At 65.1% G+C, this 24,599-nt stretch carries 26 protein-coding genes; 13 read left to right on the forward strand and 13 right to left on the reverse strand.

The window, feature by feature from the left end; all coding sequences use genetic code 11:
* Positions 1 to 20: 20 nt before the first annotated feature.
* Positions 21 to 458 carry an SRPBCC domain-containing protein gene (locus AC1U2B_RS26615; protein ID WP_071286067.1) on the reverse strand — a complete coding sequence of 146 codons (438 nt, stop codon included), beginning with the start codon at positions 456 to 458 and terminating at the stop codon, positions 21 to 23.
* Between the two features lie 83 nt (positions 459 to 541).
* On the opposite strand from AC1U2B_RS26615, the gene AC1U2B_RS26620 reads away from it, so the two are divergent.
* The 5 genes from AC1U2B_RS26620 to AC1U2B_RS26640 all read left to right on the forward strand — a co-directional run bounded on the left by AC1U2B_RS26620 (position 542) and on the right by AC1U2B_RS26640 (position 5,594).
* Positions 542 to 892 carry a hypothetical protein gene (locus tag AC1U2B_RS26620; RefSeq protein ID WP_480219143.1) on the forward strand — a complete coding sequence of 117 codons (351 nt, stop codon included), beginning with the start codon at positions 542 to 544 and terminating at the stop codon, positions 890 to 892.
* 171 nt (positions 893 to 1,063) lie between these two features.
* Positions 1,064 to 2,020: a hypothetical protein gene (locus AC1U2B_RS26625; RefSeq protein WP_480219144.1), complete on the forward strand. Its 957-nt coding sequence runs from the start codon at positions 1,064 to 1,066 to the stop codon at positions 2,018 to 2,020.
* Positions 2,021 to 2,177: 157 nt separating this feature from the next.
* Positions 2,178 to 3,116, forward strand: coding sequence for an enoyl-CoA hydratase/isomerase family protein (locus AC1U2B_RS26630; protein WP_480219145.1), 939 nt, complete (start codon positions 2,178 to 2,180; stop codon positions 3,114 to 3,116).
* Complete coding sequence (locus AC1U2B_RS26635; RefSeq protein ID WP_480219146.1) at positions 3,100 to 4,296, forward strand: CoA transferase; 1,197 nt, start codon at positions 3,100 to 3,102, stop codon at positions 4,294 to 4,296. The genes AC1U2B_RS26630 and AC1U2B_RS26635 overlap by 17 nt, the downstream gene beginning before the upstream one ends.
* On the forward strand, positions 4,290 to 5,594 hold the full coding sequence (locus AC1U2B_RS26640; protein WP_480219147.1) for an amidohydrolase family protein: 1,305 nt from the start codon (positions 4,290 to 4,292) through the stop codon (positions 5,592 to 5,594). The genes AC1U2B_RS26635 and AC1U2B_RS26640 overlap by 7 nt, the downstream gene beginning before the upstream one ends.
* 18 nt (positions 5,595 to 5,612) lie before the next feature.
* On the opposite strand, the gene AC1U2B_RS26645 is transcribed toward AC1U2B_RS26640, so the two are convergent.
* Positions 5,613 to 6,611: an NAD(P)H-dependent flavin oxidoreductase gene (locus AC1U2B_RS26645; RefSeq protein ID WP_480219148.1), complete on the reverse strand. Its 999-nt coding sequence runs from the start codon at positions 6,609 to 6,611 to the stop codon at positions 5,613 to 5,615.
* 296 nt (positions 6,612 to 6,907) lie between these two features.
* On the opposite strand from AC1U2B_RS26645, the gene AC1U2B_RS26650 reads away from it, so the two are divergent.
* On the forward strand, positions 6,908 to 7,465 hold the full coding sequence (locus AC1U2B_RS26650; protein WP_071286073.1) for a PadR family transcriptional regulator: 558 nt from the start codon (positions 6,908 to 6,910) through the stop codon (positions 7,463 to 7,465).
* Between the two features lie 14 nt (positions 7,466 to 7,479).
* On the opposite strand, the gene AC1U2B_RS26655 is transcribed toward AC1U2B_RS26650, so the two are convergent.
* The 3 genes from AC1U2B_RS26655 to AC1U2B_RS26665 all read right to left on the reverse strand — a co-directional run bounded on the left by AC1U2B_RS26655 (position 7,480) and on the right by AC1U2B_RS26665 (position 10,500).
* Complete coding sequence (locus AC1U2B_RS26655) at positions 7,480 to 8,358, reverse strand: alpha/beta fold hydrolase (RefSeq protein ID WP_480219149.1); 879 nt, start codon at positions 8,356 to 8,358, stop codon at positions 7,480 to 7,482.
* Positions 8,359 to 8,476: 118 nt separating this feature from the next.
* Positions 8,477 to 9,109, reverse strand: coding sequence for a class I SAM-dependent methyltransferase (locus AC1U2B_RS26660; RefSeq protein WP_480219150.1), 633 nt, complete (start codon positions 9,107 to 9,109; stop codon positions 8,477 to 8,479).
* A 26-nt stretch (positions 9,110 to 9,135) separates the two neighbouring features.
* Positions 9,136 to 10,500, reverse strand: a complete 1,365-nt coding sequence (locus AC1U2B_RS26665; RefSeq protein WP_480219151.1) for a cytochrome P450 — start codon at positions 10,498 to 10,500, stop codon at positions 9,136 to 9,138.
* A gap of 82 nt (positions 10,501 to 10,582) precedes the next feature.
* On the opposite strand from AC1U2B_RS26665, the gene AC1U2B_RS26670 reads away from it, so the two are divergent.
* Positions 10,583 to 10,879 (forward strand): hypothetical protein, encoded by a 297-nt coding sequence (locus tag AC1U2B_RS26670; RefSeq protein ID WP_260938422.1) that lies wholly within the window; start codon positions 10,583 to 10,585, stop codon positions 10,877 to 10,879.
* Positions 10,880 to 10,903: 24 nt separating this feature from the next.
* Here AC1U2B_RS26670 and AC1U2B_RS26675 read toward each other — a convergent pair whose 3' ends face one another.
* Complete coding sequence (locus AC1U2B_RS26675; protein WP_480219240.1) at positions 10,904 to 12,100, reverse strand: acyl-CoA dehydrogenase family protein; 1,197 nt, start codon at positions 12,098 to 12,100, stop codon at positions 10,904 to 10,906.
* A 111-nt stretch (positions 12,101 to 12,211) separates the two neighbouring features.
* Here AC1U2B_RS26675 and AC1U2B_RS26680 point away from each other — a divergent pair, with 111 nt between their 5' ends.
* Positions 12,212 to 12,829: a TetR/AcrR family transcriptional regulator gene (locus tag AC1U2B_RS26680; protein WP_260938424.1), complete on the forward strand. Its 618-nt coding sequence runs from the start codon at positions 12,212 to 12,214 to the stop codon at positions 12,827 to 12,829.
* 100 nt (positions 12,830 to 12,929) lie between these two features.
* The gene (locus AC1U2B_RS26685; RefSeq protein WP_480219152.1) at positions 12,930 to 13,823 is read left to right on the forward strand and encodes a universal stress protein; all 894 of its coding nucleotides are present in this window, start codon (positions 12,930 to 12,932) and stop codon (positions 13,821 to 13,823) included.
* Positions 13,824 to 13,869: 46 nt separating this feature from the next.
* Here AC1U2B_RS26685 and AC1U2B_RS26690 read toward each other — a convergent pair whose 3' ends face one another.
* A complete protein-coding gene (locus AC1U2B_RS26690; RefSeq protein ID WP_480219153.1) occupies positions 13,870 to 14,667 on the reverse strand; it encodes a universal stress protein in 798 nt (265 codons plus the stop codon).
* A gap of 295 nt (positions 14,668 to 14,962) precedes the next feature.
* Between AC1U2B_RS26690 and AC1U2B_RS26695 the strand changes: the two genes are divergently transcribed.
* The 3 genes from AC1U2B_RS26695 (at position 14,963) to AC1U2B_RS26705 (ending at position 18,777) form a co-directional block, all read left to right on the forward strand.
* The gene (locus AC1U2B_RS26695; RefSeq protein ID WP_480219154.1) at positions 14,963 to 15,868 is read left to right on the forward strand and encodes a universal stress protein; all 906 of its coding nucleotides are present in this window, start codon (positions 14,963 to 14,965) and stop codon (positions 15,866 to 15,868) included.
* Positions 15,865 to 18,261, forward strand: coding sequence for a phosphoketolase family protein (locus AC1U2B_RS26700; RefSeq protein ID WP_480219155.1), 2,397 nt, complete (start codon positions 15,865 to 15,867; stop codon positions 18,259 to 18,261). The genes AC1U2B_RS26695 and AC1U2B_RS26700 overlap by 4 nt, the downstream gene beginning before the upstream one ends.
* Positions 18,262 to 18,348: 87 nt before the next feature.
* Positions 18,349 to 18,777, forward strand: a complete 429-nt coding sequence (locus tag AC1U2B_RS26705) for a hemophore-related protein (protein ID WP_480219156.1) — start codon at positions 18,349 to 18,351, stop codon at positions 18,775 to 18,777.
* A gap of 39 nt (positions 18,778 to 18,816) precedes the next feature.
* On the opposite strand, the gene AC1U2B_RS26710 is transcribed toward AC1U2B_RS26705, so the two are convergent.
* The 4 genes from AC1U2B_RS26710 to AC1U2B_RS26725 form a co-directional block, all read right to left on the reverse strand.
* Entirely contained in the window at positions 18,817 to 19,518 is a 702-nt protein-coding gene (locus AC1U2B_RS26710; protein WP_480219241.1) for a DUF998 domain-containing protein, read from the reverse strand.
* Positions 19,519 to 19,592: 74 nt separating this feature from the next.
* Positions 19,593 to 20,252 (reverse strand): SRPBCC family protein, encoded by a 660-nt coding sequence (locus AC1U2B_RS26715; RefSeq protein ID WP_480219157.1) that lies wholly within the window; start codon positions 20,250 to 20,252, stop codon positions 19,593 to 19,595.
* Between the two features lie 32 nt (positions 20,253 to 20,284).
* Complete coding sequence (locus AC1U2B_RS26720; RefSeq protein ID WP_260938431.1) at positions 20,285 to 20,674, reverse strand: SpoIIAA family protein; 390 nt, start codon at positions 20,672 to 20,674, stop codon at positions 20,285 to 20,287.
* 44 nt (positions 20,675 to 20,718) lie between these two features.
* Positions 20,719 to 22,116 carry a wax ester/triacylglycerol synthase family O-acyltransferase gene (locus AC1U2B_RS26725; protein ID WP_480219158.1) on the reverse strand — a complete coding sequence of 466 codons (1,398 nt, stop codon included), beginning with the start codon at positions 22,114 to 22,116 and terminating at the stop codon, positions 20,719 to 20,721.
* A gap of 286 nt (positions 22,117 to 22,402) precedes the next feature.
* On the opposite strand from AC1U2B_RS26725, the gene AC1U2B_RS26730 reads away from it, so the two are divergent.
* Entirely contained in the window at positions 22,403 to 23,044 is a 642-nt protein-coding gene (locus tag AC1U2B_RS26730; RefSeq protein WP_480219159.1) for a hypothetical protein, read from the forward strand.
* Positions 23,045 to 23,078: 34 nt separating this feature from the next.
* On the opposite strand, the gene AC1U2B_RS26735 is transcribed toward AC1U2B_RS26730, so the two are convergent.
* The gene (locus AC1U2B_RS26735) at positions 23,079 to 23,528 is read right to left on the reverse strand and encodes a hypothetical protein (RefSeq protein WP_480219160.1); all 450 of its coding nucleotides are present in this window, start codon (positions 23,526 to 23,528) and stop codon (positions 23,079 to 23,081) included.
* Positions 23,529 to 23,592: 64 nt separating this feature from the next.
* Positions 23,593 to 24,588 (reverse strand): Acg family FMN-binding oxidoreductase, encoded by a 996-nt coding sequence (locus AC1U2B_RS26740; protein ID WP_260938435.1) that lies wholly within the window; start codon positions 24,586 to 24,588, stop codon positions 23,593 to 23,595.
* Between the last annotated feature and the right edge of the window lie 11 nt (positions 24,589 to 24,599).

A 24,599-nucleotide genomic window follows, 5' to 3' on the forward strand; every position in this document is an offset into this window, starting at 1 on the left:
GGCTGCCACGCGATATCCGCTCAGCGGAGGGACTCTGCCCGCTTCTTGACGCCGTCGGTCATACCACCGAAGCCCTTCTTCAGCGCGCGGCCCATGATGCCGGCGACGATCGGCGACACCGGGCCGAACAGCTGGAAATGCGAGTCATAGCGGGTGCGGCCGTCGGGCAGCGTGGTCAGCCGGTGCGATCGCTCGCTGCGGAGTAGTCCCAGCGGGGCGGGCTTCATGTTGTAGCTGAACTCAACGCCCGGGGTGAAGGTGTTGATGAATTCGCGCTGCTTCTTCGGCGGGCCGACCAGCACGACCTTCATGTCGATCGGGCTGCCGGGCTCGAACGTCGACGAGCACTCGGTGACGAACGGATTCCACTCGCCGTAGCTGGCGCCGTCGGTGAGCACCTGCCAGACCACGTCGGCGGGCGCGTCGATCTCTACTGACCTGTCAATCGTGAAACTCACAGACACACCGTACGGGAGAGGGTGTACAGCTGCCGACAAATGTCCACTGATCGGCCAACGCCACCCGGGCTAGCCTGGCGAGCATGTCCAACAGCATCTTCGACAACCCGGTCGCCCACGCCCTCAACAAGGCGGCGGTGGGTCTGACCACTGTCCCCGTTCTCGGCGGAATCGTCAGCCGCAACCTGGTCGAAATCCGCTACACGGGTCGCAAATCGGGGCGCAGCTTCCAGACCCCGGTGAACTACCGGCTCTCTGGTGACGTTGTCGTCATCAGCGTGATGGCGCCGGATTCCAAGAGTTGGTGGCGCAACTACCTTGGCGACGGCGGACCGATCACGCTGCTCAACTTTCGTGGCGCCGACCGTGCCGGCCATGCCATCGCCACGCGCGACGACAAGGGCCGGGTCACGGTGCGGGTCGCCCTGGCTTAGATGCGAGTCAGTCCTCGCAGGGTAGAGCGGACCGCTCGGCTCAATGTCGAGTGCTGCATCGTCGACGAAGATTCTCGGCGTGCCGTAGGCGGTGATGTTCCGGTTTCGCCCGCGATAGGCAACACGCAGATAGTCTGAGCGCATTTGTCGCTCAACTGCTACGGGGGACGTATGGTTCACGCTAGTGCGGGCTTTTTGCCCAGCCTTGGTTTGATACCGGCGCTCGTCCTTGGCATGTGCGCATTGTGTGCCGGCGCTTTTATTATCGGTCGACAGTCATTGACTCTAGCGTACCAATCGGTAGGAGTTGGCGCGGCAACATTCGCTGCTAGTTTTGCCGTGCTAAATGTTGCACTGCAGTTGGACCAGATTGACCGGCAATTTTGGGCCGACGAAATTGCACACGGCAGGCTCGCGCTACGAGTGACCTCCGTCGTCTTCTTGGTTCCGTTTATTCAGATACTGCGAGACATGCTGAAAGACACGGCACTCCCGCCGCCAGATCATCCATACCCGACTGTTCGGAAATATGATTGGGAAGAGAGGCACAAGGGCTGGCCCCTGACAAGCGTTGCAGAACATGCCAACGTATTTGCAATCGCACTCGCGATGATCTGGTCATTTACGCTAAACGGCAAGACGACCCTCGTTATCGCGCTATTGAACTGGATATTCGCTTTTATAAGTGACGATTTCCTTATCGCCGCCAGCTACCGGAGAAAGCTTGGTGTCACACCGCCGTCCTTCGACGCTTGGCGGATTAATCTGGGTTCGCTAGGCTTGGTTGTGCTAATGGTCGTTGCGTCGACCATGGAGTACCCAAGGTGGGCTACCTGGGCAATGGTCTCTGTCATTCTTATATTTCGCATAATTGCGCCAAATTTTCATCGAATTCGAGAAACTGGGGCGGAGACGATGGAGCTATGGGGAGTTTACGTGGGGGACGAGCTCTACATTCTCAACAGCGAACTTCTCAGGCGTGCAGTTATTGATCGCGATAGCGAGATCGTGCGGCGAATTCGTGACGCGCACGAAGCTGGAGTCGAAGTTGACGAGCTGTCGGCGATTAGTGGCTACAGCGCCGATCGCGTGACCGAGATCGTTCAATCGGACAAAGAGGACTGTTAGCGCCGATCTGTGGCTGCCATCTACGACCGCGGAGACGCCCGGCTACCACCGTCACGCCGACTGGGCCACGGCAGAAATGGCATGATCCGGATGTCGATATCCGCAGGAGGCGCGAACATGCCGGTGGCCCACCGTGAGGCGAAGGACTGGGTGTCCGTTGCCTGACGAACTGAGGGTCGTCGACCTCGCCTCCGGCCCCGGCGCCGCCGGCTTGGTGATCGGGGTCGGGGATCCCGCGGGCGACGACGCCGAGTTCTGGTTGCGGGAAGCGACTTTCACGCTGGTCGACCGCCCGTGTGCGGACCCGAGGACCGTGCAGGTGCCCGACGTCGGCGAGGCGCTGGCGCAGATCACCGACCGCGTAGCAACCTGGCCCCAGACCGCCGCGGTGTGCGACGACGTACTCCGCGTTTTCGATCCCACGGCGCCGACGTTCGCCGGGGTGATCACCGAATCGCTGGCGTATTCGACGCTGCAGTCCGGCCGTGAGTTCGCCCGTTGGCTGGCTGAGCGCGGCCCGAAAACCGTTCCGCTGCTGCCAGACCCGGTGGTGTCGCACCGCGACGGCGACACCTTGCACGTGGCGTTCAACCGTCCGCAGCGCCACAACGCGTTCTCCACGGATGCCCGGGCGGCGCTGCTGGAGGCGCTGGAGGTGGCCCGCCTGGACACCTCTGTCACGGGTTTGGTGCTCACCGGGAACGGCCCGTCCTTCTGCAGCGGCGGCGATCTTGCCGAATTCGGGACCTTCGACGATCCGGCGTCGGCGCATCTGGCCCGCACGCGCTTCAGTCCGGCCCTGGTGCTCGACGAGATCACCGGAAGATTGGGCACAGCATGCCAGGCCGTCGTGCACGGTCAGGTGCTCGGCAGCGGGCTGGAGATGGCGGCGTTCTGCGGGCAGGTGACCTGCCATCCGGATGCGACGCTCGGCCTGCCGGAATTGTCGCTGGGGCTGATCCCCGGTGCGGGCGGCACGGTGAGCATCACCCGGCGGATCGGTCGTTGGCGCACCGCATATTTGGTGCTGTCCGGCGTGACGCTCGACGCGGCGACGGCACAGGACTGGGGCTTGGTCGATGCCGTCGGTGCGTGACTGGTCGGTCAGCGGGCTGGCCGCGCTGACCGGCACGTCCGACGGCCCGCCGGATGTCAGTCGCGCCGCGGTGTTGGGCCAGGCGCGCGGGGTCGCGTCCGAGTTGTCCGGTGCCTTCGGCGTCACGGTCGACGCCGCGGAACTCCTGGCGGGTCGCGCCGCGCTGTTGGGGCTGCGCCGGCAGGGCCGGATTAGCGCGGGCGGGGCCACGCGACTGCTCGGCGGCCGGGACGGGTGGTTCGCCCTGACTTTGGCGCGGCCCGATGACGTCGCTGCGGTGCCGGCGCTGCTCGAATCCGATGTGCCGGTGGACTACGCGTGGTCGGCGATCACCGAGTGGGCCGGTCGCCGCCAGGTCGCCGACGTCGCCGAGCGCGCCCGACTGCTCGGGCTGCCCGTCGGCGTACTGGGGGAGACCGCTGCCGCCGCGCCGGTGGTGCGGCGGCACGGCAACCGAAATCCGTTTCGGGACTACGCCCGCCTACTGGTGGTCGACCTGTCCTCGATGTGGGCCGGACCGTTGTGTGGGCAGCTACTGGCGCGGGCCGGCGCGACGGTGGTCAAGGTGGAAAGCCCATCTCGGCCCGACGGCACCCGACGGGGCGAGCGACGATTCTTCGACTGGACGAATGCCGGAAAGCTCTGTTATGCAACCGATTTCGGCCAGCCAGACGACCTGCGGCAGCTGTTGGCGGTGGCCGACGTGGTGATCGAATCGTCGCGTCCCGATGCGCTGGTGAACCGGGGTCTTGGGCCGACCGACGTCCCGGGACGCGATGGTCGGGTGTGGCTGCGGGTCACCGGTCACGGCACCGACGGCGAGCGCGCCCACTGGGTGGGGTTCGGTGACGACGCCGCGGTATCCGGTGGTCTGGTCGGCCACGATCCGGCGGGCACCGGGCCGGTGTTCTGCGGTGACGCGATCGCCGATCCGCTGACGGGCATGCACGCGGCGCTCGCGTTGGCAGAGTCGCAGCAACGCGGAGGTGGCGAGATTATCGAGATCGCTCTCGCGGCCGTGGCAGCCGAGTACGCCGCGCTGCCGCTCGCCAGCGGCGACAACGTCGATCCAGTCGGGGAACCGGCGGCGCCCGTGCTGTCGTCGCGCGCCGCAGAGTTGGGCGCCGACAACGCGCAGGTGCAGGCAATCATTCGAGAGAGGATCACGGCGCAATGCTGATTCGACGAGCCGTGCTGCTCGACGGCCGGACCGTAGATATCCGGCTGGGCCGGCGGCTCGAGGCCGTCGCCGAACGTCTCGAGCCCATCCACGGGGAAGATGTTCTCGACGCCGCCGGCGGGACCGTCGTCCCCGGGCTGCACGACCATCACGTCCACTTGCGTTCGGCGGCAGCGGCATTGACGTCGGTGCGCGTCGGCCCGGGGGAGGTGCGCAGCCGCGATGCGCTGCGAGCGGTCCTGGCGCAGGCTGCTGTCGGAGAAGACGGCTGGATTCGGGCTGTCGGCTACCACGAGGCGGTCGCCGGTCCACTGGATCGCACCGTGCTCGATGAGGTTTCACCGAATGTGCCGGTGCGGGTGCAGCACCGCAGTGGAGTGTTGTGGACGCTGAACTCCGCGGGGTTGACGGCCGTCGGCTTGCCCGCCCACCCCGACGGCAGGCTGCGCAGCGCCGACCCCAGCTGGACACATTCGTTGCAACGCAGCGACGCCGGGCTCGGCGAGGTCAGCAGGCGACTGTCGGCCTTCGGCGTCACCGGCGTCACCGACGCGACACCCAACCTGACCGTCGAGGACGTGATGGACTTCGCCGAGGCCCGTCGGCACGGCGAACTGCAGCAGCGCGTCGAAATCCTGGCCCCGGCCAAACGCATCCTCCACGACGACGATCTCAATCTTGACGCGCTGGCCGACTGGATCGCGGCACGGCACCGTCAGGGCGGAATCGTTGCGCTGCACTGTGTTACGGCCATGCAGCTCGTCGTCGCGATCGCGGCGCTGCGGCAGGCGGGGTCGTGCGCCGGGGACCGGATCGAGCATGGCGCCGTCATCCCTGACGACTGTCTGAGTGACCTGCGCGACCTCGGCGTGCTGGTGGTGACTCAGCCGAACTTCGTGGCCGAGCGCGGCGACCAATACTTCACCGACGTGCCCGCGGACGAACACTGCCAGCTGTGGCGCGTGGCGTCGCTGTGCGGCGCGCAGGTTCCCGTCGCGCTGTCCACCGACATGCCGTTCGGGGACGCCGATCCGTGGGCGGCGATGCGTGCGGCGGTACACCGCCGCACGCCCGCGGGCCAAGTGCTCGGCGCGGAGGAAAGCATCGACGCCGCAACGGCATTGGGCATGTTCCTGGGAACACCGCAAAATCCGGACACGCCCCGGGAACTGACGGTGGGGACGCCGGCGGATCTGTGCGTGTTATCGGTCCCGCCGCGCGACGCACTGGCGGCATTGGATGCCTCGCTGGTGGCCGCGACCGTCTACGACGGTGCGATGGTGTACGAAAAGCTTTGAGCGCCAGGCGGCGTAGCGCTAGTGCGCCGGCTCGAGAACGTCGTCGGCGAGTACTCGGCCCAGCAGGTCCTGGCTGGCCTCGACGTACTGCGTCTTCAAGGTTTGTACGAGCTGCGCGACGGTCAGGCGTTCCTTGATGCTGCCCACACCCTGACCGGCACCCCAGATGTCCTTCCACGCCTTCGCGTCCGTGTTCCCACCGGAACCGAAATTCATTGCGGAGGCGTCGGATTCGGGCAGGCTGTCCGGGTCGAGTCCCTGGGCGACGATGCTGCCGCGGAGATAGTTGCCGTGCACACCGGTGAACAGGTTGCTGTAGACGATCTCTGAGGCGCTGGAGTCGACGATCATCTGCTTGTACTCGGGAACCGCATTGGCCTCGTCGGTCGACAGGAAAGCCGAACCGACATAGGCGAAGTCGGCGCCGGCGGCCAGCGCGGCAAGCACAGACCGTCCGTGGGCGATGGCGCCGGACAGCAGCAGTGGACCGTCGAACCACTCTCGGATCTCGCGGACCAGTGCGAACGGGGACTGGGTCCCGGCATGGCCGCCGGCACCGGCCGCGACGGCGATGATGCCGTCGGCGCCCTTGTCGATGGCCTTGTGCGCGAACTCATTGTTGATGATGTCGTGCAGGACGATGCCGCCGTACGAGTGCACGGCATCGTTGATCTCGGGTCGTGCGCCGAGCGAGGTGATGACGATCGGGACCTTGTGTTCGACGATGACGTTCATGTCGTGTTCGAGGCGGTCGTTGGAGCGGTGCACGATCTGGTTGACGGCGAACGGCGCGACGATGGCGTCGGGGTTGGCGAGCGCGTAGGCGGCGTTCGACTCCTCGATCTCGTCCAGCCAATCGCTGAGCAGGCTGGAGGGACGGGCGTTGAGCGCGGGAAACGACCCGACGACACCTGCCTGGCACTCCGCCTTCACCAGTTCGGGTCCCGAGCAAAGGAACAACGGCGATGCGACGACCGGCAAGGACAGGCGCTGTGCGAGGACGGGAGGCAGACCCATTGTGGTGATAGCCCTTCGAATCGGGAACCGTGGTTGGACTGGACTTTAATCTCGCTTCGGCGATTATGCAACTAGTGGCATAATCGCGGTTGGCTTCAAGCTTGCACGTCGCGGGCGGTGCCCGAATGCGTTGGCAATTGACCGGGTTTGGGGACTGTTGGATGACGGGCCCGGCTGCCGTCGTGGCTTTATGCAACAGATTGGATAATTGTGGTGGCAGGACTCTTGAGCACGCAGAACCGCACAAACCGCCTGCGTTCCGCCGGGCGAAGCCCCACTGGACCTACGATCGCGCCATGTCGCTGCAATTCGCCATATTGACCGCGCTCACGGAGCGGGCATCGACCGGCATTGAACTCACCCGCCGGTTCGATCGGTCATTCGGCTACTTCTGGCCGGCGACCCACCAGCAGATCTATCGGGAGCTCGACCGGCTCAAGAACGCCGGACTGGCCGAGTCCTCGACTCCGGATCGCCCCGAGCGCGGCCAGCCCAAGCGGTTCAGCATCACGCCGGCCGGACACGTGGCACTGAGCGAATGGCTTTGTGGCATCGATGATCCCGCGCCGGAGCGGATGTCTATCGCTGTACGCGTGCGCGCTGCGGCAGCGCTGGGCGAAACCGGGGCCGTGCGTGCGGTGATCGCCCACCACCTCACTGTGCACGAAGCGATGTTGGCCAACTACCGCGAGATCGACGCGCGTGATTTCGCGGCTCCGGTCGCCGACGCCGATGTGCTACGCCACCTCGTGTTGAAGGCAGGGCTGCGTACCGAACAGGCCTGGGTTGACTGGTGTCGCGAGGCCCTGGACGTGCTGGACAGGCTCACTTCGTCGGGCAACCGCGAGCCTTGAGAGCCGGCCGACCATCAGGTCGGCGGTAGCAATCTCTGGAAGATGTCCCGGTAGTACAGGTGCGCCAGGAAGTGGCCGCCCGGTCCCATGTGCAGTGTTGCGCCTGGGATACGGCGAGCCAGTTCTCCCGGCCACGACGGATCGATGAGTTGATCGTCGGTGCCGCCCCAGATATCCACCGGCACTTGAATATCCTCGGGCCGGAAGCCCCACGGGCGGACCATGACGAGGTACTCCTCGACGACGCCCTGGGGTTGCCGGAGGGCCTCTCGCGACAGGTGCGCGAACGTTGCGAAACCCTCGGCCTTCAGCACCGCGGCGTCCGCTGGCCCGAGGTCGCGCGCGGCAAGCCGGCCGTAGAGATCGGGGGCACAGGTCGCGGCGAGCGTCATCGCGCGAAAGCCCAGCCGGGCCGCCCACGGTCTGCGTTGCGACAGCCGGATGTAGCTACGGTCGATCGGTGGCAGACCGTCGAACGCGCCTGGTTCGGTCAGGGGTATGGCGCCGGCGATGATGGCTGCCCGGGTCACGCGCGGCGGCAGCGCGTAGCCGACTGCGGCCGCGTACTGGCCGCCGAGTGACCAGCCCATGACGGCGAAGCTGTCGATCTCGAGTTGGTCGAGCAGTTCGGTGAGGTCGCGGGTCCAGTCGAGGATGGTGCGGTCCGGCTGCGGATCCGACCTGCCGACGCCAGGTCGGTCGGGGGAGATGAGCCGAACCCCGCACGACTCGGCGATCGACGCGGCGGCGGCGACATCGAGTCGGCAGGCCAGCCCACCGTGGTTGTTGAGTATCGGGAAACCGTCCGGGTCGCCGTATTGCGCGTAGCTCAACTGGCGCCCGTCCCGCAGTCGGATCATGTGGCAGGCCTCGGCGGGACGGTGCTCGGGCATGGCCGGCCTCCGCGACTGGTGAGCGGACTTGCTTACCGGGTCATCGTTGCACCGACAGCGGGGCCCAATGGCGGAATTGACGTTCTTGCCGATTTGTCGGGTCGGGACACTCTGTCGGCTACGCGGCCGGCTTCTGCCAGACCAGGAGGTATCGCCAGAAGACCAGGCGCCGCACGTGGGCGCCGGGAAGCAGGGCCGCGGCTTGCGCGGCGACTTCGCGAGTGGTCAATGGTGGGTCCAGGACCATCGGCATGGCGTCGTGATCCGGCGTCTTCGCGAACCCAGGACCAGCCCCCAGCGATCGTGCCGCGAGAAAGCGGAGGCCGAGCGCCCGATGCCCGACTCCGGCGGCGAGTTCATGAGCCCATTCGTGCCGCAGGTCGGTCCGAGGCAGCGCTATCGCCGCCAGGACACCGCCGGGCCGTAGGGCGTCGGCCAGCCGAGGGAGCGCCGCATCGAGCGGCATGTGGTGCAGTGCGCAGATGGACACGATCGCGTCATAGTCGGTTGCCGGTAGCGCGTCGGTCAGTACATCGCCCTCGATGCAGTTCACGTTGACCGGGGTTCGTCGCCTCGCTTCGGCGACCATCACGGCAGAGCGGTCGACGGCGTCGACGTGGTCGCTGCGTTGGGCGAGTTCGACCGCAAAACCACCGGCGCCGCAGCCGACGTCCAACACCCGTTGGCACCGCGGCGGCAAGTACCCGAGCAGCACACGGTGGTAGTAGGCGTTGTGGTCCCAGTCGAGCATGCTCCGAGCCGTGGCCAACGCCGACGTCACACCCGCGCGGCGACTCGAACCGGGATGGGCCCCTTCGCGACCGTCGTGTACGGGGACTCGAGCGGGAAGTCGGCGACCAGAGACTCGATGCGGTTCGACCGCACGATGGTGGCGAGCGCCAGCGTGGTCACCAGCATCGCGAAGTGCTCACCGATGCACGACCGCGGACCGGCGGCGAACGGGATGAACTGCCAGCGGTCGCGGTTCTTGGAGTTCTCGGGGCTGAACCGGTCGGGGTTGAACGCCAGCGGGTGGTCCCACAACGTCGGGTCCCGGTGCACGGCGCTGATCCCGATGGCCACGATGCTGCCGGCTTCCACGCGGTAGCCGTCGACCACGATGTCCTGCGTCGCCGTCCGGCCGACACCGGCCGCCGGCGGGCACAGCCGCAGCGACTCGTTGAGCACCTGGGCGGTGTACGGGAGGCGGGAAACGTCGTCGGGTGTCAGCTCCCGATCGCCGATCGCGGCGACTTCGGCGGCAACCCGGTCCTGCATGTCGGGGTTGTGTCCGAGCTGCCACAAGGCGTACGTCAGCGTCGTCGCTGTCGTGTCGTGGCCGGCCAGCATGAAGATGAGCAGGTCGTTGCAGATGTCGTCGTCGGACAACTTCTGGCCGGTCTCGGGATCGGCGGCCGCGAGCAGCGCCTTGACCAGGGGTGCATCGCGGTCCGGATTCGCGCGGCAGTCCTGCAGGACGTTCATGGTCATCTGGCGCATCCGGGCCACCGCGGCACGCGCGCGACGGCGTCCCGGCGTCGGCAGCCACTTGGGTGCCTTGATCGGTCGTAGGGCGCGATCGGCCGTGTAGCGCGAGGCCACATGCATGTTCTCGGCGATGGTGTTGCTGTGCTCGTTGATGTCGAGACCGAGAATCGAGTAGCCGAGCGACCGCATCGCGAGCCGCCGGCACTCGGTGTCCAGGTCGACGTCACGGGCGTCGCGCCAGCGATCAGCACTGGTCTGCGCCGCCTGGGTCATGTGCCCGCCGAAGCGGTCCACGTGTTGCTTGGTGAACACCGGCTGCAAGGCGCGTCGGCGCGGCGGCCAGGCGTTGTTGGGCAACACGAAGAGGTTGTCGCCGACCACGTTGCGCACTTCCTCATGGATCGTGGAGCGCTCGGCGAGGTTGTCGGTGCGGCCCAGCACATCGCGGATCCCGCTGGGGGAGGTGACCAGCACGACGGGCGGGGCGACGCGCTTGGGCGCGACGGCGATGCGGCTGACGGGTCCGCCGACTTCGCTCAGCAGCACCAGTCCGGTGTGCAATTGCCGCGTGGTAACCAACTGCCGCAAGGGCAGCGGGTTCTTCGGCGCGAGCGGCAGGGCGCGCACCCCAGGGGCGTCGATTGTTGTGGCCATCACAGAGAATTATGCCGCGCCCGGCCGAAGTGGTCGAGTGATTCGTCAAGCGCGCGTCAATTTCACGGGCTATTAATCAATCATGAGCATCCACGTGAACCTGACCCCGCAGGAAAACTCGCTGATCGCCGAGAGCCACCCCGACGCGCTGGCTCGCTTGGACGCGAAGGCGCTGAAGGAACTGCAGAGCAGGCTCAGGCAAGCGCGCGAGAAGAACTTCAGCCTGCTGCGACGCCAGGGTGCGGCCCGCGTGGAGGCCGAAGGCGGCCGCGGCGCCGCACAACCGGCCAACGAAAAGCGTGGTGAGAAGGTCGACGTGTTCGACGAGGCGCTGGCTCGGGTGGGCGAGCGCCTCGAAGAGGTTGGCGAAGGCGAGTAGCACCGCCTCGGCCGCCGCACCGCACTAGCCGGTGATGTCGCGGCCGATCAGCCGGCGCGCCACGATCCACTGCTGTAGTTCGTTGGCGCCCTCGAAGATCTCGAGGATCTTGGCGTCCCGGTACATCTCTTCGAGACGCACCGATTCGCCCGTTTCGCCGACCTGCCGAGCGAAACCCAGCGCACCGTGAATCTGGATGGCTTCGCGCACCAGGTCGTTCGCGAGGCGGGTGCCGTAGGCCTTCGCCATCGCTGCCTCGGGCTCGGCCGTGGCGTCACCGGTGTCGAGTAGCGTCGCGGCTTTCTGGTACAGGTTGCGGGCGCATTCGATTTCGGTTGCGCGCTGGGCCATCTGGAACTGCCAGTGCTGCATGGCGCCCAGTGGGCTGCCGAAGACGTGGCGGGTCTGTAACCGGTGTACCGCGAGGTCGAGCGCGGCCTGCGCCACGCCGACGCCGGCCGCACCGATGCCGATCCGGCCGCGCACCAATGCCGACAGCGCGACGGCCATGCCACGCCCGGGTTCGCCGAGCAGGTTGTCCCGCGGCACCCGTACGTCGTCGAGGATGATGTCGGCGGTGATCTGCCCGCGATGGCCCATCTTCAGATCGGGGCGGCCGATCCGAATTCCGGGGCTGTTCAGGTCGATGAGCAGCATGTGCGCGCGATTGCCGTCGCGCCCGGCCCGCACCAGCATGGAGACCCAGCCGGCCACGATGCTGTTGGTGATCCAGCGTTTGCGGCCGGTGACGACGAACTCGTCACCGTCCTCTTCGGCGTAGGTGCCGAGCCGTTCGGCGGTCAGGTCCGAGCTGGTGTCCGGTTCGGTGGTGGCGAAGGCGAAGGCCTGCTTGCCGGAGACGAGGTCGGGAATCAGTGCGTCGCGCAACCGAGGGCTCGCATGACGCAGCGTCGCCGGGACCAGAATGCACTGACCGTCGTAGACGCCTGCCATCGAGGACGATTCGTAGGCGATCTCCTCGGTGACGGTGCACGTGCCCAGCATCGGATGGGCCAGCCCGGCGCCGTGCGCCGATTCGAAGGGCACGCCGAACAACCCGTCGGCGGCGAGTCCGCGGAATGCCTCCCACGGAAAACTGTCGGCCGACTCCTCTCGGGAGCCGATGTCGCGGGCAACGGGTGCCAGGTGCTGGGCGACCGACGCACGCGCGCGGGTCCGGAGCTCGACGATCTCGGGCGGGAGAAAGACGTCATGCCACATGTGGTCCTGGGTACGGCGAACTGAGGCGGTCACGGGCGGAACTCCTAAGGAATCGAACGATCGTCCGAATTACTATAACCAAACGATCGTCCGATTCGATAGGGTGACGTGATGGAGGTTCTCGACAGCAAGGCTGCCCGGACCCGGCGCCGCATCCTGGATGTCTCTGCCGCCGAGTTCGCCGAGCACGGCTACGGCGGGGCCAGTCTGCGGCGGATCGCGGCCGCGGCCGGCCTGCAGGTCGGGAGCCTGTACTTCCATTTCCCGACCAAGGACGAACTGGTCGCGGCCACGCTGGTCGACGGCGTCGAATCTGCAAGGGCAGCACTGGAACACGCCATCGACTCGGTGCCGGAGGCAGCTTCCCCTCGTGACCGGCTAGGGGCGGCGATCAGTGGGCATCTCGAAGCCCTGCATGCCAGCGACGACCGGGCCGCTGCGGTCGTCCGGATGGTCGAGACGCTGCCGCCGCATCTGCGTGCCGCGCATGTGCCACACGAGCGTCGGTTCGCCCGGGTCTGGCAGGGCGTACTCGAATCTGGCCGGCGAGCCGGCGTGGTCCGCACCGACATCGACCCACGAATACTGCGGGACTTGGTCATTGGCGCGCTCAACAGCACCTCGACCAACAACCCTGCCGCGAAAAAGGACCTCGACGCAGTCACCGATGCTGTGTTGACGTTGATGCAGCCCCCGTTCGAAGGGGCCACGAAGTCTTCAAAAAAGTGACCCACATCAGCCATAGGTGACTTTTGGCCGTAGCGCCGGTCAGTCGGCGTCCGTACCGTTGGAGGTGTCGGATTTCGCACTTTCGTCTGGAGCGGGCACCATGACCGAATTATCTCCTCGTCCTTACATTTTGATTGGTATCGACGGGTCAAGATCGTCGTTGGAGGCCTTGCTGTGGGCCATTGGTGAGGCGCAGCTGCGTAACTTGCCGCTGCGGCTGGTTCACGCCGTCGACTACGGCAATTTCGTGATGGGATTCAATCCGGGTGCCTCGGAGAGTTTCTTCAAGCATGTGGAGACGGCGGGTCAGAACTTCCTCAACGAAGCCAAGGAGCGTGTGCAGGCGCTCGCGCCCGAGGTGGAGGTGTCGGTGCACAACCTCACGGGCCGTCCCGCACAGCTCCTGGAGGAGCAGTCGAAGGACGCCTATCTCACCGTCGTCGGCTCGAGCGGACTGCACGGATTTACCGGGCTGCTCGCGGGGTCGGTGGCGGTGTCGCTGACCGCGCACGGTCACAGTCCCGTGGTTGTGGTCCGCGCGCCCGGCGCACACGCCGGTGGACCGGTGGTCGTTGGCATCAGCGGTGCGCCCGACAGTGAGGAAGCGATCGGCTGGGCCTTCCAGGAAGCGTCGCTGCGCGGCGCGAAATTGCTCGCCGTCCTGGTATCCAGTTATGTACCCGCCTATTTCGACTACATCGAACCGACATGGGAAGAGCTGCCGGGTCCGGCGCGCGAGGACCAGCAGGCAATGCTGTTGTCAGAACGGTTGGCCGGCTGGCAGGAGAAGTTCCCCGAGGTCGCCGTCCGCCGCGTCATCGCCGCCGGCCACCCCGGGCACGTCCTGTTGGGCTATGCCCAGCGCGCGCAGCTGATCGTCACCGGGACCCGCGGACACGGAAACGTCGCCGGATGGTTCCTCGGTTCGACGAGCCACCGGCTGATTCAGCACGCGGAATGCCCGGTGCTGGTCGCTCGGCCGCAGGCTCGGTAGTCAGACCGCCGAGGTAAGGGGTAGCCGCATGGCGGCTACCCCTTACTCATGCCCGCGCAATCAAGACTGACGGATTGTCGCAGTTGCGGTCGGCATGCGACCCGATGATGCTCGAAAGGTCCGGCGCGTCATGGGCTCCGACCACGACGAGGCTGATCGGTTCGGTTGTGGTTGCGAGGTATCGGACGAAGCTGGTCGTGACGGCTGCCGGGGTGATGTAGACGTCGGGACAGAGGTCCTGCCACACCGCAATGCGGCGCAGTAACTCCTGACGTGCGCTCTTGCCCGTCTCGGCCGGACACTCGCCGACCGCAAGAACGGGCCGTCCACGCAGTTGCGCTTCGGCGACCGCCGCGGCGATCACGTCGTGATTCTCATCCCAGTCATTCACCTCGACAACGATCGAGCCGACGGGGGTCCGCCGGTGCGGAGAGTAACTGCGGATCACGGCGACCGGACACGACGCACGCTCAGCCACACCCACGGCTGTAGAGCCCAGCAATGCCTTTGCGAAGCGACCGATTCCGACCGACCCGACACACACCATGGCCGCCTGGCGGGATTCTTCGATCAATGCGGCGGTCGGGTCACCAACCACTACGGCGGTCTCGATCTTTACTTGAGCCGCAGTGTCGTCGATGGCTGCGTGAGCTGCCCGCAGACAGGTCGTGACGTATTCGATGGCCATCTGATCCGAGCACTGCGGGCGTTGGATGCAACTCACCAGCCGCAGTGGTACGTCGCGGGCAATTGCTTCGGCGACAGCCCAGTGAGCGGCGTACACGGCAGCTGTCGAACCGTCGATACCGACCACGACGGAATCGCCGGTGTGAGTTTCGATCATCTTGTCTCCCTGTGTGTTTCGCGACCTCCGCGGCAGTGCGCAGGCCGGACCGGTAACGCCGACCCGCTGCCATCGCGTACGAGAGCGCTGGATGTGTCATCGCATCGTCGCCCGGGTATGTATTTGGGTCGAGGGCACAAAGGCCTTGGGAGTTCCCCAGGAGTCACCGCGGGGCCGACGGTCTTCAACGGTGGCTACTGGTCACTCAACGAGTGACTTTCGGCCATAGCACCCCGAGGGGCCGCGCTCGTAGCGTCGTGGACACACCGGATCGGCAGAATCATCGGAGGACATTGTGACCGAATTATCGCCCCGCCCTTATATTTTGGTCGGAATCGACGGATCGAGCTCGTCGCTACTTGCCTTGACCTGGGCTGTCAACGAAGCGCAGTTGCGCAACCTGCCACTGCGACTGGTGCACGCCGTCGACTTCGAGAGTTTTGCGCTGGGATTCAACCCCGGTGCGTCGGAGAGCTTCTTCAAGTATCTGGAAACGACTGGCCAACGCTTTCTTGACGAAGCAATGGATCACGTCCAGGTGCTGGACCCTGATCTAGAGGTGGCTCTGACCAGAAAGGCCGGTCGCCCAGCCCGGGTGCTGATCGACCTGTCGAGGGACGCGTTCCTGACCGTCTTGGGTTCCAGCGGACTCAATGCGTTCACCGGACTGCTCGCCGGGTCGGTGGCGGTGGCGCTGACAGCGCACGGGCACAGCCCGGTGGTCGTGGTCCGTGCGCCCGGGGTGCCCGTTACGGGTTCTGTCGTGGTCGGGATCAGCGGCGGTGCAGACAGCGAAGATGCGATCGCCTGGGCGTTCGAGGAAGCTTCGATGCGTGGCGCGGAACTGAATGCGGTTCTGGTGTGGAGCTACGTGCCGGCCTACTTCTACTACTCCGAACCGCCTTGGAACGACCTGACCGGCCGGGCCCGCGAGGAACAGCAGGAGATGCTGTTGGCTGAGCGATTGGCGGGGTGGCAGGAGAAATACCCCGATGTCACCGTCCGTCGCATCACCGCAGTCGGCCATCCGGCGGAGGCCCTACTGGGCCATGCTCAGCACGCCCAGTTGATCGTCACCGGAAGCCATGGGCGCGGTGACGCAACCGGGCTGTTCCTCGGCTCTACCAGTCACAAGCTGATCCATCACGCGAATTGCCCCGTGTTCGTTGCTCGGCCCCATGCCCGAGAGTCCACCCGATGACCAGCGCAACACGTGAGTTGAGCGAGCCGTTGCCGGCGGCGCGACTGCGATCGGTTGATGCGTACTGGCGGGCCGCAAACTATCTCACCGCCGGCCAGATCTATCTGATGGACAACCCGCTGCTGCGAACGCCGTTGGAGCGTCAACACATCAAGCCGCGCCCGTTGGGACACTGGGGCACCTCCCCGGGACTGAACTTCATCTACGCGCACTTGAATCGCGCCATCATCGATCACGATCTCGATGCGATGTACGTCATCGGTCCCGGGCACGGCGGGCCGGCACTGTTTGCGAACGCCTGGCTCGAGGGCAACTACACCCGAACACGTCCAGATATCGCACGTGATGGCCACGGCATGGCTACGTTGTTTCGCGAATTTTCTTTTCCCGGTGGCGTTCCCAGTCACGTGGCACCGGAAGTTCCCGGCTCGATCCACGAGGGCGGCGAGCTCGGGTATTCGCTCGCACATGCCTACGGGGCTGCGCTGGACAACCCGAATCTGTTGGTAGCGTGCGTCATCGGCGACGGTGAAGCAGAGACCGGGCCACTGGCGGCCAGTTGGCATTCAAACAAGTTCATCAACGCGGCGACAGACGGCGCAGTGCTACCCATCCTGCACCTCAACGGGTACAAGATCGCCAATCCGGCTGTGCTGGCTCGGATCACTGACGGCGAACTGGACTGCCTGCTGCGCGGATACGGCCATCACCCGATCTACGTCGGCGGCGACGATCCACAACAGTTGCATCAGGACATGGCTGCGGCGTTGAACCGTGCCGTGGCGATGATCAGCGAAATCCAGAATGCTGCCCGCACTGCCTCCTCACCACTACCGCGCCCGCAGTGGCCGATGATCGTCCTACGGACACCGAAAGGCTGGACCGGACCTCGGCGGGTCGACGGTCTGCCTGTCGAGGGGACTTGGCGTGCGCATCAGGTCCCGATCGCCGACGTCCGCACCGACCCACAACATCGCAGGCAGTTCGTCGAATGGCTGTACTCCTATCGTCCCGATGAGCTTTTCGACGAGATGGGTTGCCCGACAACGCTGGTCACCGACAACATTCCGGCGCCCGAACGTCAGATGGGCGCGAACCCCAACGCTAACGGCGGCCTCTTGCTGACGCCGTTGCACCTGCCTGCCTTCAAGGAATTTGCGGTCTCCACCGTGAGGCCCGGCGACGCCACCGCAGAGCCGACCCGAACACTCGGTCAGTATCTGCGTGAGGTCACGGTCCGCAACGCCTGCTACCGCAACTTCAGGTTGTTCGGACCCGATGAGACCGCGTCGAACCGACTTGGCGATGTGTACGACGTCACCGGGAAGCAGTGGAACGCTGCGGTTCTGCCGACCGACGAGCATCTTGCCCATGACGGGCGCGTGCTGGAGGTCCTTTCCGAACATCTGTGTCAGGGGTGGCTCGAGGGCTACCTGCTGACCGGCCGACATGGCCTGCTGAACAGCTATGAGGCTTTCGCCCACGTCGTGGACTCGATGGTGAACCAGCATGCCAAGTGGCTCAAGGTAAGTCGGCAGCTGCCGTGGCGTGAACCGATCGCGTCGCTGAATTACTTGATCACCTCGCACGTGTGGCGCCAGGACCACAACGGCTTCTCGCACCAGGATCCCGGCTTCATCGACCATGTCGCCAACAAGCGTGCCGAAATTGCCCGCATCTACTTGCCGCCGGATGCCAACACCTTGCTGTCGGTGGCGGCGCACTGTCTTGCCAGCCGGGACTACATCAACGTGATCGTCGCGGGAAAGAACGACGCTCCGGTGTGGCTGACCGCGGAGCAAGCCGCGGTGCACTGCGCACGCGGCGCGGACATCTTCGAATGGGCCAGCACCGATGCGGGTTCAGTGCCCGATGTGGTACTCGCCTGTGCCGGCGACGTGCCAACGACTGAAGTGCTTGCCGCGGTGTCGATCCTGCGAAACCGTCTGCCGAAGCTGAAGATTCGTGTCGTCAATGTTGTCGACTTGTTCCGGCTGCAGTCCGACACCCAGCATTCGCACGGCATGACCGATGCGGAGTACGACACGTTGTTCACCACTGACCGGCCGGTGATCTTTGCCTATCATGGCTACCCGTCGTTGATTCACCGGCTGACCTACCGCCGACGCAACCATCAACACCTGCATGTGCGCGGATATCTGGAAGAGGGCGCGACGACGACGCCTTTCGACATGCTGGTGCTGAACAGGATGGATCGTTTCCAGCTGGTGATCGACACGATCGACCTGACGCCCGGACTGGAGGGGGCGGCTGCGAGCGCACTGCGCGCCGACATGATCGCGGCTCAGGATCGGCATCGTGACTGGATCCGGACGTACGGCGAGGATATGCCGGAGGTGACGGACTGGCGCTGGGATCCAAACACTGAATGACAGTGTGTCCGTCACGATGAATGTTGTTGTCAGGTAACGCTTCTACCGGATAGTGGCGAATTAGACAACCAGAAGGGACTTTTCGTCATGAGTAACTGTGTCAATGGTGGTAATGGTTACCGAGGCGTCCTTAAGGCTGTTGTCGCCGGGGCTGCCACCTGGGCGTTCGCGCTGACCGTGGCGGGTGCAGCCGGTGCCCAACCATGGGATCCGTGTTCGCCCTCGGAGATGATGCGTAGTCACGCCGCGGTGATGGATCAGATGGCCGACTACCTCGACGCGCACCCCGACGTGGAGCAGGTGTTCCGGCAGGCAATGCAGACGGGTAGTCCGCACGAGCGGCATATGGCGATGCAGGGTTACCTGGACGCGCATCCAGATGTCGCCGCCGACATCAAGAACATCCGTCAGCCGATGATGGATCGCCGGGCGAATTGTGGTCTGCCGCCGAATGAAATGCCCATGCAGGCCGGCATGATGCCGGGTATGGGCATGCCCGGCATGATGGGTCATTGATCGCGCGAGGCCGTCGTAGGGAACCTTGCGACTCGCCATTCAGTCCGGAGCGGAACTGAGCACGGATCGTCCATAGGTCGAGTTCGTTGTGCGTGCGACTACGAGAGTCAGCGCCAGGAGATACGCGCTGACGACGGCAACATGGATGCGCTCGAAGAGCCCTGTCCAATCTGTATCCGCGAGCGCAGTCGCGATTTCGATGCAACCGAGTGCCGCGCCGGTCGCCGCGACGATGAGCCCGACCCAACCCAGCTGGCGCGTGCGTGGCTGGCTGCCCAGTGCGGCGCCATAGGCCGCCATCGCGATGACGACCGCGGTGAAACCGACTACCCCGGAGATGGTGTGCAATTGAGACAGCTGGGTCGGTAAGGAAGCGTGGTCGGCAGCCCAGCATTGGGGGTCAACCGATGGGGCGCAGCGCATGGGCGAGAGGGCGTCGACGATCGAAGTGGCGGCACCGACCGCCAGCGCAGCGCTCCCAATCCGCATCAATGATGATGGGCGCCAGATCGCCAGGACGCCGGCGAGTACCGCGAGGCCCATGCCGGCGCCGAGATCGCCGATCCTGAAAATCAGATAATACGGTTGGCCGGCGACCGCCAGTTCACTGATGTAGGACCATGTCGGGCTGAGGGGAGAGCCGATCACCCACTGAAGTGGGAAGGCGCAGTAGCCGATAAGTCCGACGAGTACTGCGACTATCCAGGGTCGTAGTGCCAGGCGGAACCTGGTGTAGGTCACCAAAAGGGCCATACCCTGAGCCTGATCTCCAGAAACATCTGCTGCTAAGACATTTGGCCGCTGGACGCCTGTTGTCAAGCCGCGGGTTGCGGGGTGCGCGCCGTCATCACAGTCGCCTCCGTTCGCTCCTTGATCCCGAGCAGCATTCCGCGCACGGCGAGCGATACCACTGGACTGGCTGCTTCGGTGACGAAGACCTGGCCGGGGTGGCGGAGCCCGGCCCGGGTGCGCACCAGCAGGCGGCACTGGTCATCCCAATGGGGCTCGAGATGGAACGACCAGACTGCGTCCCAGGGAAATTCAGGAGGTGTCCCGCGAAGCACGATCGATTTCTTGTCGACGACATGCGCAACGCGGAGCAACACATCGCCGCGACCGCCGAGCCGGCCCGGCGGCACGAGGCGTATCGGGTCGCCCGGTCCGAGTCGCTGCCATTCCGGACGGATCGCCTGGTCGCCGTGGTAATCGCGACTGAGCAGGCTCTCGAGCGTTTGATAGGTGTAGAAACCGGCGCGGTCTTGGCCGAGCTGCACCAGCCAGGGCCAGACCGCGTCCACCGGTGCGTCGATCAAGATGCCCTCGGTCGACTGCAGCGCCGGCGAGCGCACGAGCCCGTCACCCGGCAACTGCCTTTCGCATTCCTGCTTCGTCGTACCCCAATTGCGGTAGTACCGTCGCGCCGCGTAGAGGAGTGCGGCACCCACCGCGGCTTCGACGATCTGTGTCCCAGTCATATGACGACTGTGCGCGCAGGCGGCCGCGGTGACTAGGGTCTTGGGTCCTCAGACTGCCCTGCACCCGTGATCCACTCCTTGGCGTGGTCAACCTGGCCGGTGGGAAACGGCCGGATCTCCGCCGCGATGAAATGCGACACCAGGTGCTGTGCGACACCCGCCATCGGCGAATCGGTCACGATAGCAATCTTTTTCACGTGCTTGTGATGATCGTGGACGAACCTCATGTGGGTAACCATCGCGCCGAAGCTATCCCACCCAGGAAAGTGTGGCGCATCGATGATCAGGCCGCCGAGGTCACTGCCTTGCTCGATCTTTGGGTCGACGGTTTGGGCGAGCGCGGCGAAATCGCTGGTACTCAAAGGTGATTCGGGACGAATGGTGAGGATCGAGTTGTCCGCGTCCCATTGCTGATCGATCATGGTTACTCCGTTCGTAGTCGATAGGCTGGCTCGTTGGCGGTGCGCTAGCCGCTGAGTAGCATCAGGTTGCCCAGTCGGCGAGTGTGTGTCGCGGCGGACGCCACGGCGACCAGGTGAGCGATCCCGTGCTCGATGCCGCGGGCGAGATCGTCCGCGGCGAGCTCGGCGTCGTAGTCTCCGATGACGCCGAAGGCCAGGCGGTCGGCGTAACTCATGATGGCGATGCCGGTGCGCATGCCCATCGCAATGGGCGGTACTGGCACAAGCTCGGCGATCCGACGGCCCATCAGGCGCAGCCGCTGTGTGGGGCCGGGGACGTTGGTCGTCACCGCAACCACGCCGTGTTGCGGAAGCCGGCCCAGCAGACGCACCGCCGATGCCATTATCGGAAACGGAATCAGGTTGGCTGCGGCCACCACCAAGGAGCCGGCTTGGCGCTGCCCACTGCCTTTTGCGGTCGTCAGCCTCTTGTGGACCAGTCGAAGCTGCTCAAGCGGATCCGGCCGATCGACGGGTAGGTCCGGCAGCAACACCGAAACGCGGTTGTCGGGCACATGGAGTAGTTCGGCCGGCCGGACGGAGACCGGCACCACGGTGCGGATCGGCCCAGCCGAAGGTTGCAGGTCGTGCTGCAGCATCGCTGACCGGAAACCGTCGGTGATGGCGGCCAGGGCTACGTCGTTGACGGTGACGCCGAACCGTTTGGCGACCAACTGGACGTCACCTAGCGAGACCTCGACAGCGCTGAATCGGCGCATGTCGCTGAGTTGACCGTTGAGGGGCTGTGTGGATGTGGTGAGCACGCCGGCGACGAGTTGAGCAGCCCCGAATGCCATGCGCACACCACTGCGCGCGGTCGATCTCATCATCCGCCATGCATCGGTGCCGAAGGTGATCGGATTGAAACCGCGGAGCGGAAGTCGGCCCGATCGTGAAGGGAGGCTGGGTATTTCATCGCGGGTTTCCCATTGGGTGTCGCAGATTCCAGCGAGCATCGCTGTCGCCGCAACGCCGTCGGCGATGCAGTGGTGCAGCTTCATCACGATCGCCCAACGACCATCAGCCAGACCATCCAGCATCCACGCTTCCCACAAGGGACGGGACCTGTCGAGCCTGCGCTCCATCAGATTCGCCACCGCGCGATGGACCGCGGTGCCATCACCTGGAGCTGTCACGGTGAGTCTGCGGACATGGTGGGAGATATCGAAATTGTGTGCGGGCACCCATTCTGGAGCGCTGAGGTCGAGCGGAAATGAATGCAGCACCTGGCGGCAGCGTGGCAGGGTTGCCGACCGCTCATCGAGTACAGCCTGCAGTTCCGCGAAGTCCGGCGCGGGACCTTCCATGATGGCCAGCACGGCGACAGCAAGATTGGCATGACTGTCGGAATCCTCGGCCTGCAGGAAACCGGCGTCGAGTGCGGTGAGCTGGTTATCGTTCATCGATGTCCTTTACGCGCCGGCCCGCCAATGGTGGGGTATTCGTGAATGATGTTGCGCTCATCTGCGGTTCAACGGCAGGGCTGATGGGCAGCGGTCATAGGGACCTTCGGCACCTACTGCGGTGAGGTCTGCGAGGCAGCGCGTTTGGAGGTTGCTCTCGACGTGAGGCGGTCTGGAGCCTTCCGGCTATGTGCCGGAGGACTTTTGGCCCGAGCCGTGGTCACCTGAATGGAGCACCATCGAGTGGCTGCCCGCTGAGGCCTTGATTAGTAGGGAGGATTCTCCGATGGTCGTTTCCGCCTGTGAAGACCGCGATGTGCGTCTTGTTGCCGATGGCGACGTGCACTCGCTCGGTAGTTCCGCGAAAAGCGACCGCCAGGGCCGCCTCCTCGTCTTGAGCACGGCGGCGTTGATCACGGCCGCGGTGGCCGTTGGCTGGATGTTCGGCGGTTTCTCGCTCGTCCGCCTGGTGCTACCGGATGATGCCGTGGCGCCGGCGAGAGTTGCCACGGCACAACAGCAAGCGCCGTCCATGCCGCAACAACTGCACGCATGGCTTGCCGAACTTGAATCACCACTCGACGCATTGCTGACGCAGCGAGACAACATTGCCACCGCGGCAGCCAACGCTGACATGGCCGGAATGCAGCGGGCCTGCGAAGCCGGCCAGGCAGTCCTGCCGCAACTACACACGTTGTTGCCGAGCCCGGATCCGACGTTGACTGCCGCCCTGCAACAGACGCTCGACGATTTCGGTTTCGGATTCAGCGCGTGCCTGACGGGACTTCGGAATCAGAACGCCGCCGACATCGAGATGGCCTCGGTCTATCTGTACCGCGCAAACAACGATCTTCGAACGGTGATGGCGCTGATCGCACGTGCGCTGAATGACGCCGACTCCGGGAATCTGGATGTCGTAACAATCTGACGTCGTCAGTTGGGTCGAATATCGCTGGAATTCATCAAGATTCGGGCGTCGAGGTGACGGATGGGACTGATTGACTATTCGGGTACCACCCGACCGCTGTGAGATACAGCCCGGCCAGTCCTGTGACGACCACACTGATCTGCCACCACGGTGCGGCGGCCATGACGTCTTGTCCCATCGACAGGTACGCCCGAGGGAAGGTCATCAAGGCCACTCCCTTGAGTACCGTCGACCATCCCAACACGGACACCGTAGCTGCGGCAATGCCACGCCAATGCGGATGCAGTGTGACTACGACCAGTCCCATCGGCAAGACGAATGCGCCTGTGATCCAGGGCCATACAGAGTTGTCACCGAATGCGTGCATCAGAGTCTTGACGTACGCGGCCCGGGTGACGAGCGAGGCAGCTGCGATGACGAGGTAGGGTCCGAGCACCCGAGCGAACATCCGGGTGCGGTGCTGGATGTGAGGTTGTGCGCTCATTGTCCGAACTCCGTTTCATCGAATAGATCGTGCCGGTCGTCGATCCCGTTGCAGGACAGGGCTATCAATTCGCTGGATCGTCGTCATGAAGGCGCGAAACAACATCGGTCAGTGGGCGGCGAGGGGTTGCCGGTAGTGGGTCGGCATTGAGTGGCGCCCAGCCGACACGGATGAGCATTTGCGGGAACAACTCTTCGCCGAATACGTCAGTTCGGACGATGGCTCGGCACTCAGGATTCTCCAGCGCTTCGGTCACGGGGCAGGTGGACAGCCCCTGTGCGGTAGCCGTCAGCAGCACTGCGCTCGTTGCTTCGCCGGCCCGCAACCGATCAATCGGAGCGTCGGTTGTCGTGCCGAGCGCCAACAGTGATCCGTTGTCATCGGTGGCCGTGGTACCCGCGGGCTGGCCGAGCGCGGGGCCGGCGAAGATGCGGCTGGGCAGGGCGGCACTGCGGTCAGGCGGTGGTGTACTTCGAGCCGGTACCCCGGCGACTGATGCATAGCGCCCGCTCCAGATCGTCAGTTCTGTGAGGTAGTCCAGGTCCTGCACGTGTTGGGAAACCGCCTGGCGCAGTGCGGTTGTGAGGACGTCGTTCAGCTTTACCCGGCGCAGTCCGATACCCAGGCGGGCTGCACGGGCGGTCATCAGAGCGATGTCTCCCAGTGGCACGGGCCAGCCGCTGTAGTAACGCCGGTCGGTCCGGCGCCGCGGAATCGCTGCGGCGAGGGCGATGTCAGGCTGTTCCGGAGTACAGGGGGTGAGTTCGATCGCGGCGAGATGATCGGGCTCGGCCGGATTGGGGAACCGGCGTACGGTTGGCTGCCAGCCCAGCGCGTAGAAAGCGACGGTCGCGTGGTGCAGTGCCGCACCGCAACTGATCAGCAGGTCGCGCCCGTCGGGATCGGTGTGGACCAAGTGCAGTGACGACTCGGCGTACAGGTGCACACTGTGCGAGCCGATCCGCCACCGCCACGGTTGCGTGTTGTGGACCGAGGGCGCGCGGGTTGCGAGCGCCATGGCCGCGCAAACCGTCTGATGATCGGGGAACGTCTTGGACATCTGATTCACCT

It is taken from the genome of Mycolicibacterium sp. P4_G11 (genome assembly GCF_056555145.1).

What these genes read in the sequence shown, in the direction of transcription:
- AC1U2B_RS26620 (WP_480219143.1), top strand. Translation starts at nt 542, where the DNA reads ATGTCCAACAGCATCTTCGACAACCCGGTCGCCCACGCCCTCAACAAG.
- AC1U2B_RS26625 (WP_480219144.1), top strand. Translation starts at nt 1,064, where the DNA reads ATGGTTCACGCTAGTGCGGGCTTTTTGCCCAGCCTTGGTTTGATACCG.
- AC1U2B_RS26635 (WP_480219146.1), top strand. Translation starts at nt 3,100, where the DNA reads ATGCCGTCGGTGCGTGACTGGTCGGTCAGCGGGCTGGCCGCGCTGACC.
- AC1U2B_RS26640 (WP_480219147.1), top strand. Translation starts at nt 4,290, where the DNA reads ATGCTGATTCGACGAGCCGTGCTGCTCGACGGCCGGACCGTAGATATC.
- AC1U2B_RS26645 (WP_480219148.1), bottom strand. Translation starts at nt 6,611, where the DNA reads ATGGGTCTGCCTCCCGTCCTCGCACAGCGCCTGTCCTTGCCGGTCGTC.
- AC1U2B_RS26650 (WP_071286073.1), top strand. Translation starts at nt 6,908, where the DNA reads ATGTCGCTGCAATTCGCCATATTGACCGCGCTCACGGAGCGGGCATCG.
- AC1U2B_RS26655 (WP_480219149.1), bottom strand. Translation starts at nt 8,358, where the DNA reads ATGCCCGAGCACCGTCCCGCCGAGGCCTGCCACATGATCCGACTGCGG.
- AC1U2B_RS26660 (WP_480219150.1), bottom strand. Translation starts at nt 9,109, where the DNA reads ATGCTCGACTGGGACCACAACGCCTACTACCACCGTGTGCTGCTCGGG.
- AC1U2B_RS26665 (WP_480219151.1), bottom strand. Translation starts at nt 10,500, where the DNA reads ATGGCCACAACAATCGACGCCCCTGGGGTGCGCGCCCTGCCGCTCGCG.
- AC1U2B_RS26670 (WP_260938422.1), top strand. Translation starts at nt 10,583, where the DNA reads ATGAGCATCCACGTGAACCTGACCCCGCAGGAAAACTCGCTGATCGCC.
- AC1U2B_RS26675 (WP_480219240.1), bottom strand. Translation starts at nt 12,100, where the DNA reads ATGTGGCATGACGTCTTTCTCCCGCCCGAGATCGTCGAGCTCCGGACC.
- AC1U2B_RS26680 (WP_260938424.1), top strand. Translation starts at nt 12,212, where the DNA reads ATGGAGGTTCTCGACAGCAAGGCTGCCCGGACCCGGCGCCGCATCCTG.
- AC1U2B_RS26685 (WP_480219152.1), top strand. Translation starts at nt 12,930, where the DNA reads ATGACCGAATTATCTCCTCGTCCTTACATTTTGATTGGTATCGACGGG.
- AC1U2B_RS26690 (WP_480219153.1), bottom strand. Translation starts at nt 14,667, where the DNA reads ATGATCGAAACTCACACCGGCGATTCCGTCGTGGTCGGTATCGACGGT.
- AC1U2B_RS26700 (WP_480219155.1), top strand. Translation starts at nt 15,865, where the DNA reads ATGACCAGCGCAACACGTGAGTTGAGCGAGCCGTTGCCGGCGGCGCGA.
- AC1U2B_RS26705 (WP_480219156.1), top strand. Translation starts at nt 18,349, where the DNA reads ATGAGTAACTGTGTCAATGGTGGTAATGGTTACCGAGGCGTCCTTAAG.
- AC1U2B_RS26715 (WP_480219157.1), bottom strand. Translation starts at nt 20,252, where the DNA reads ATGACTGGGACACAGATCGTCGAAGCCGCGGTGGGTGCCGCACTCCTC.
- AC1U2B_RS26720 (WP_260938431.1), bottom strand. Translation starts at nt 20,674, where the DNA reads ATGATCGATCAGCAATGGGACGCGGACAACTCGATCCTCACCATTCGT.
- AC1U2B_RS26725 (WP_480219158.1), bottom strand. Translation starts at nt 22,116, where the DNA reads ATGAACGATAACCAGCTCACCGCACTCGACGCCGGTTTCCTGCAGGCC.
- AC1U2B_RS26730 (WP_480219159.1), top strand. Translation starts at nt 22,403, where the DNA reads ATGGTCGTTTCCGCCTGTGAAGACCGCGATGTGCGTCTTGTTGCCGAT.
- AC1U2B_RS26735 (WP_480219160.1), bottom strand. Translation starts at nt 23,528, where the DNA reads ATGAGCGCACAACCTCACATCCAGCACCGCACCCGGATGTTCGCTCGG.
- AC1U2B_RS26740 (WP_260938435.1), bottom strand. Translation starts at nt 24,588, where the DNA reads ATGTCCAAGACGTTCCCCGATCATCAGACGGTTTGCGCGGCCATGGCG.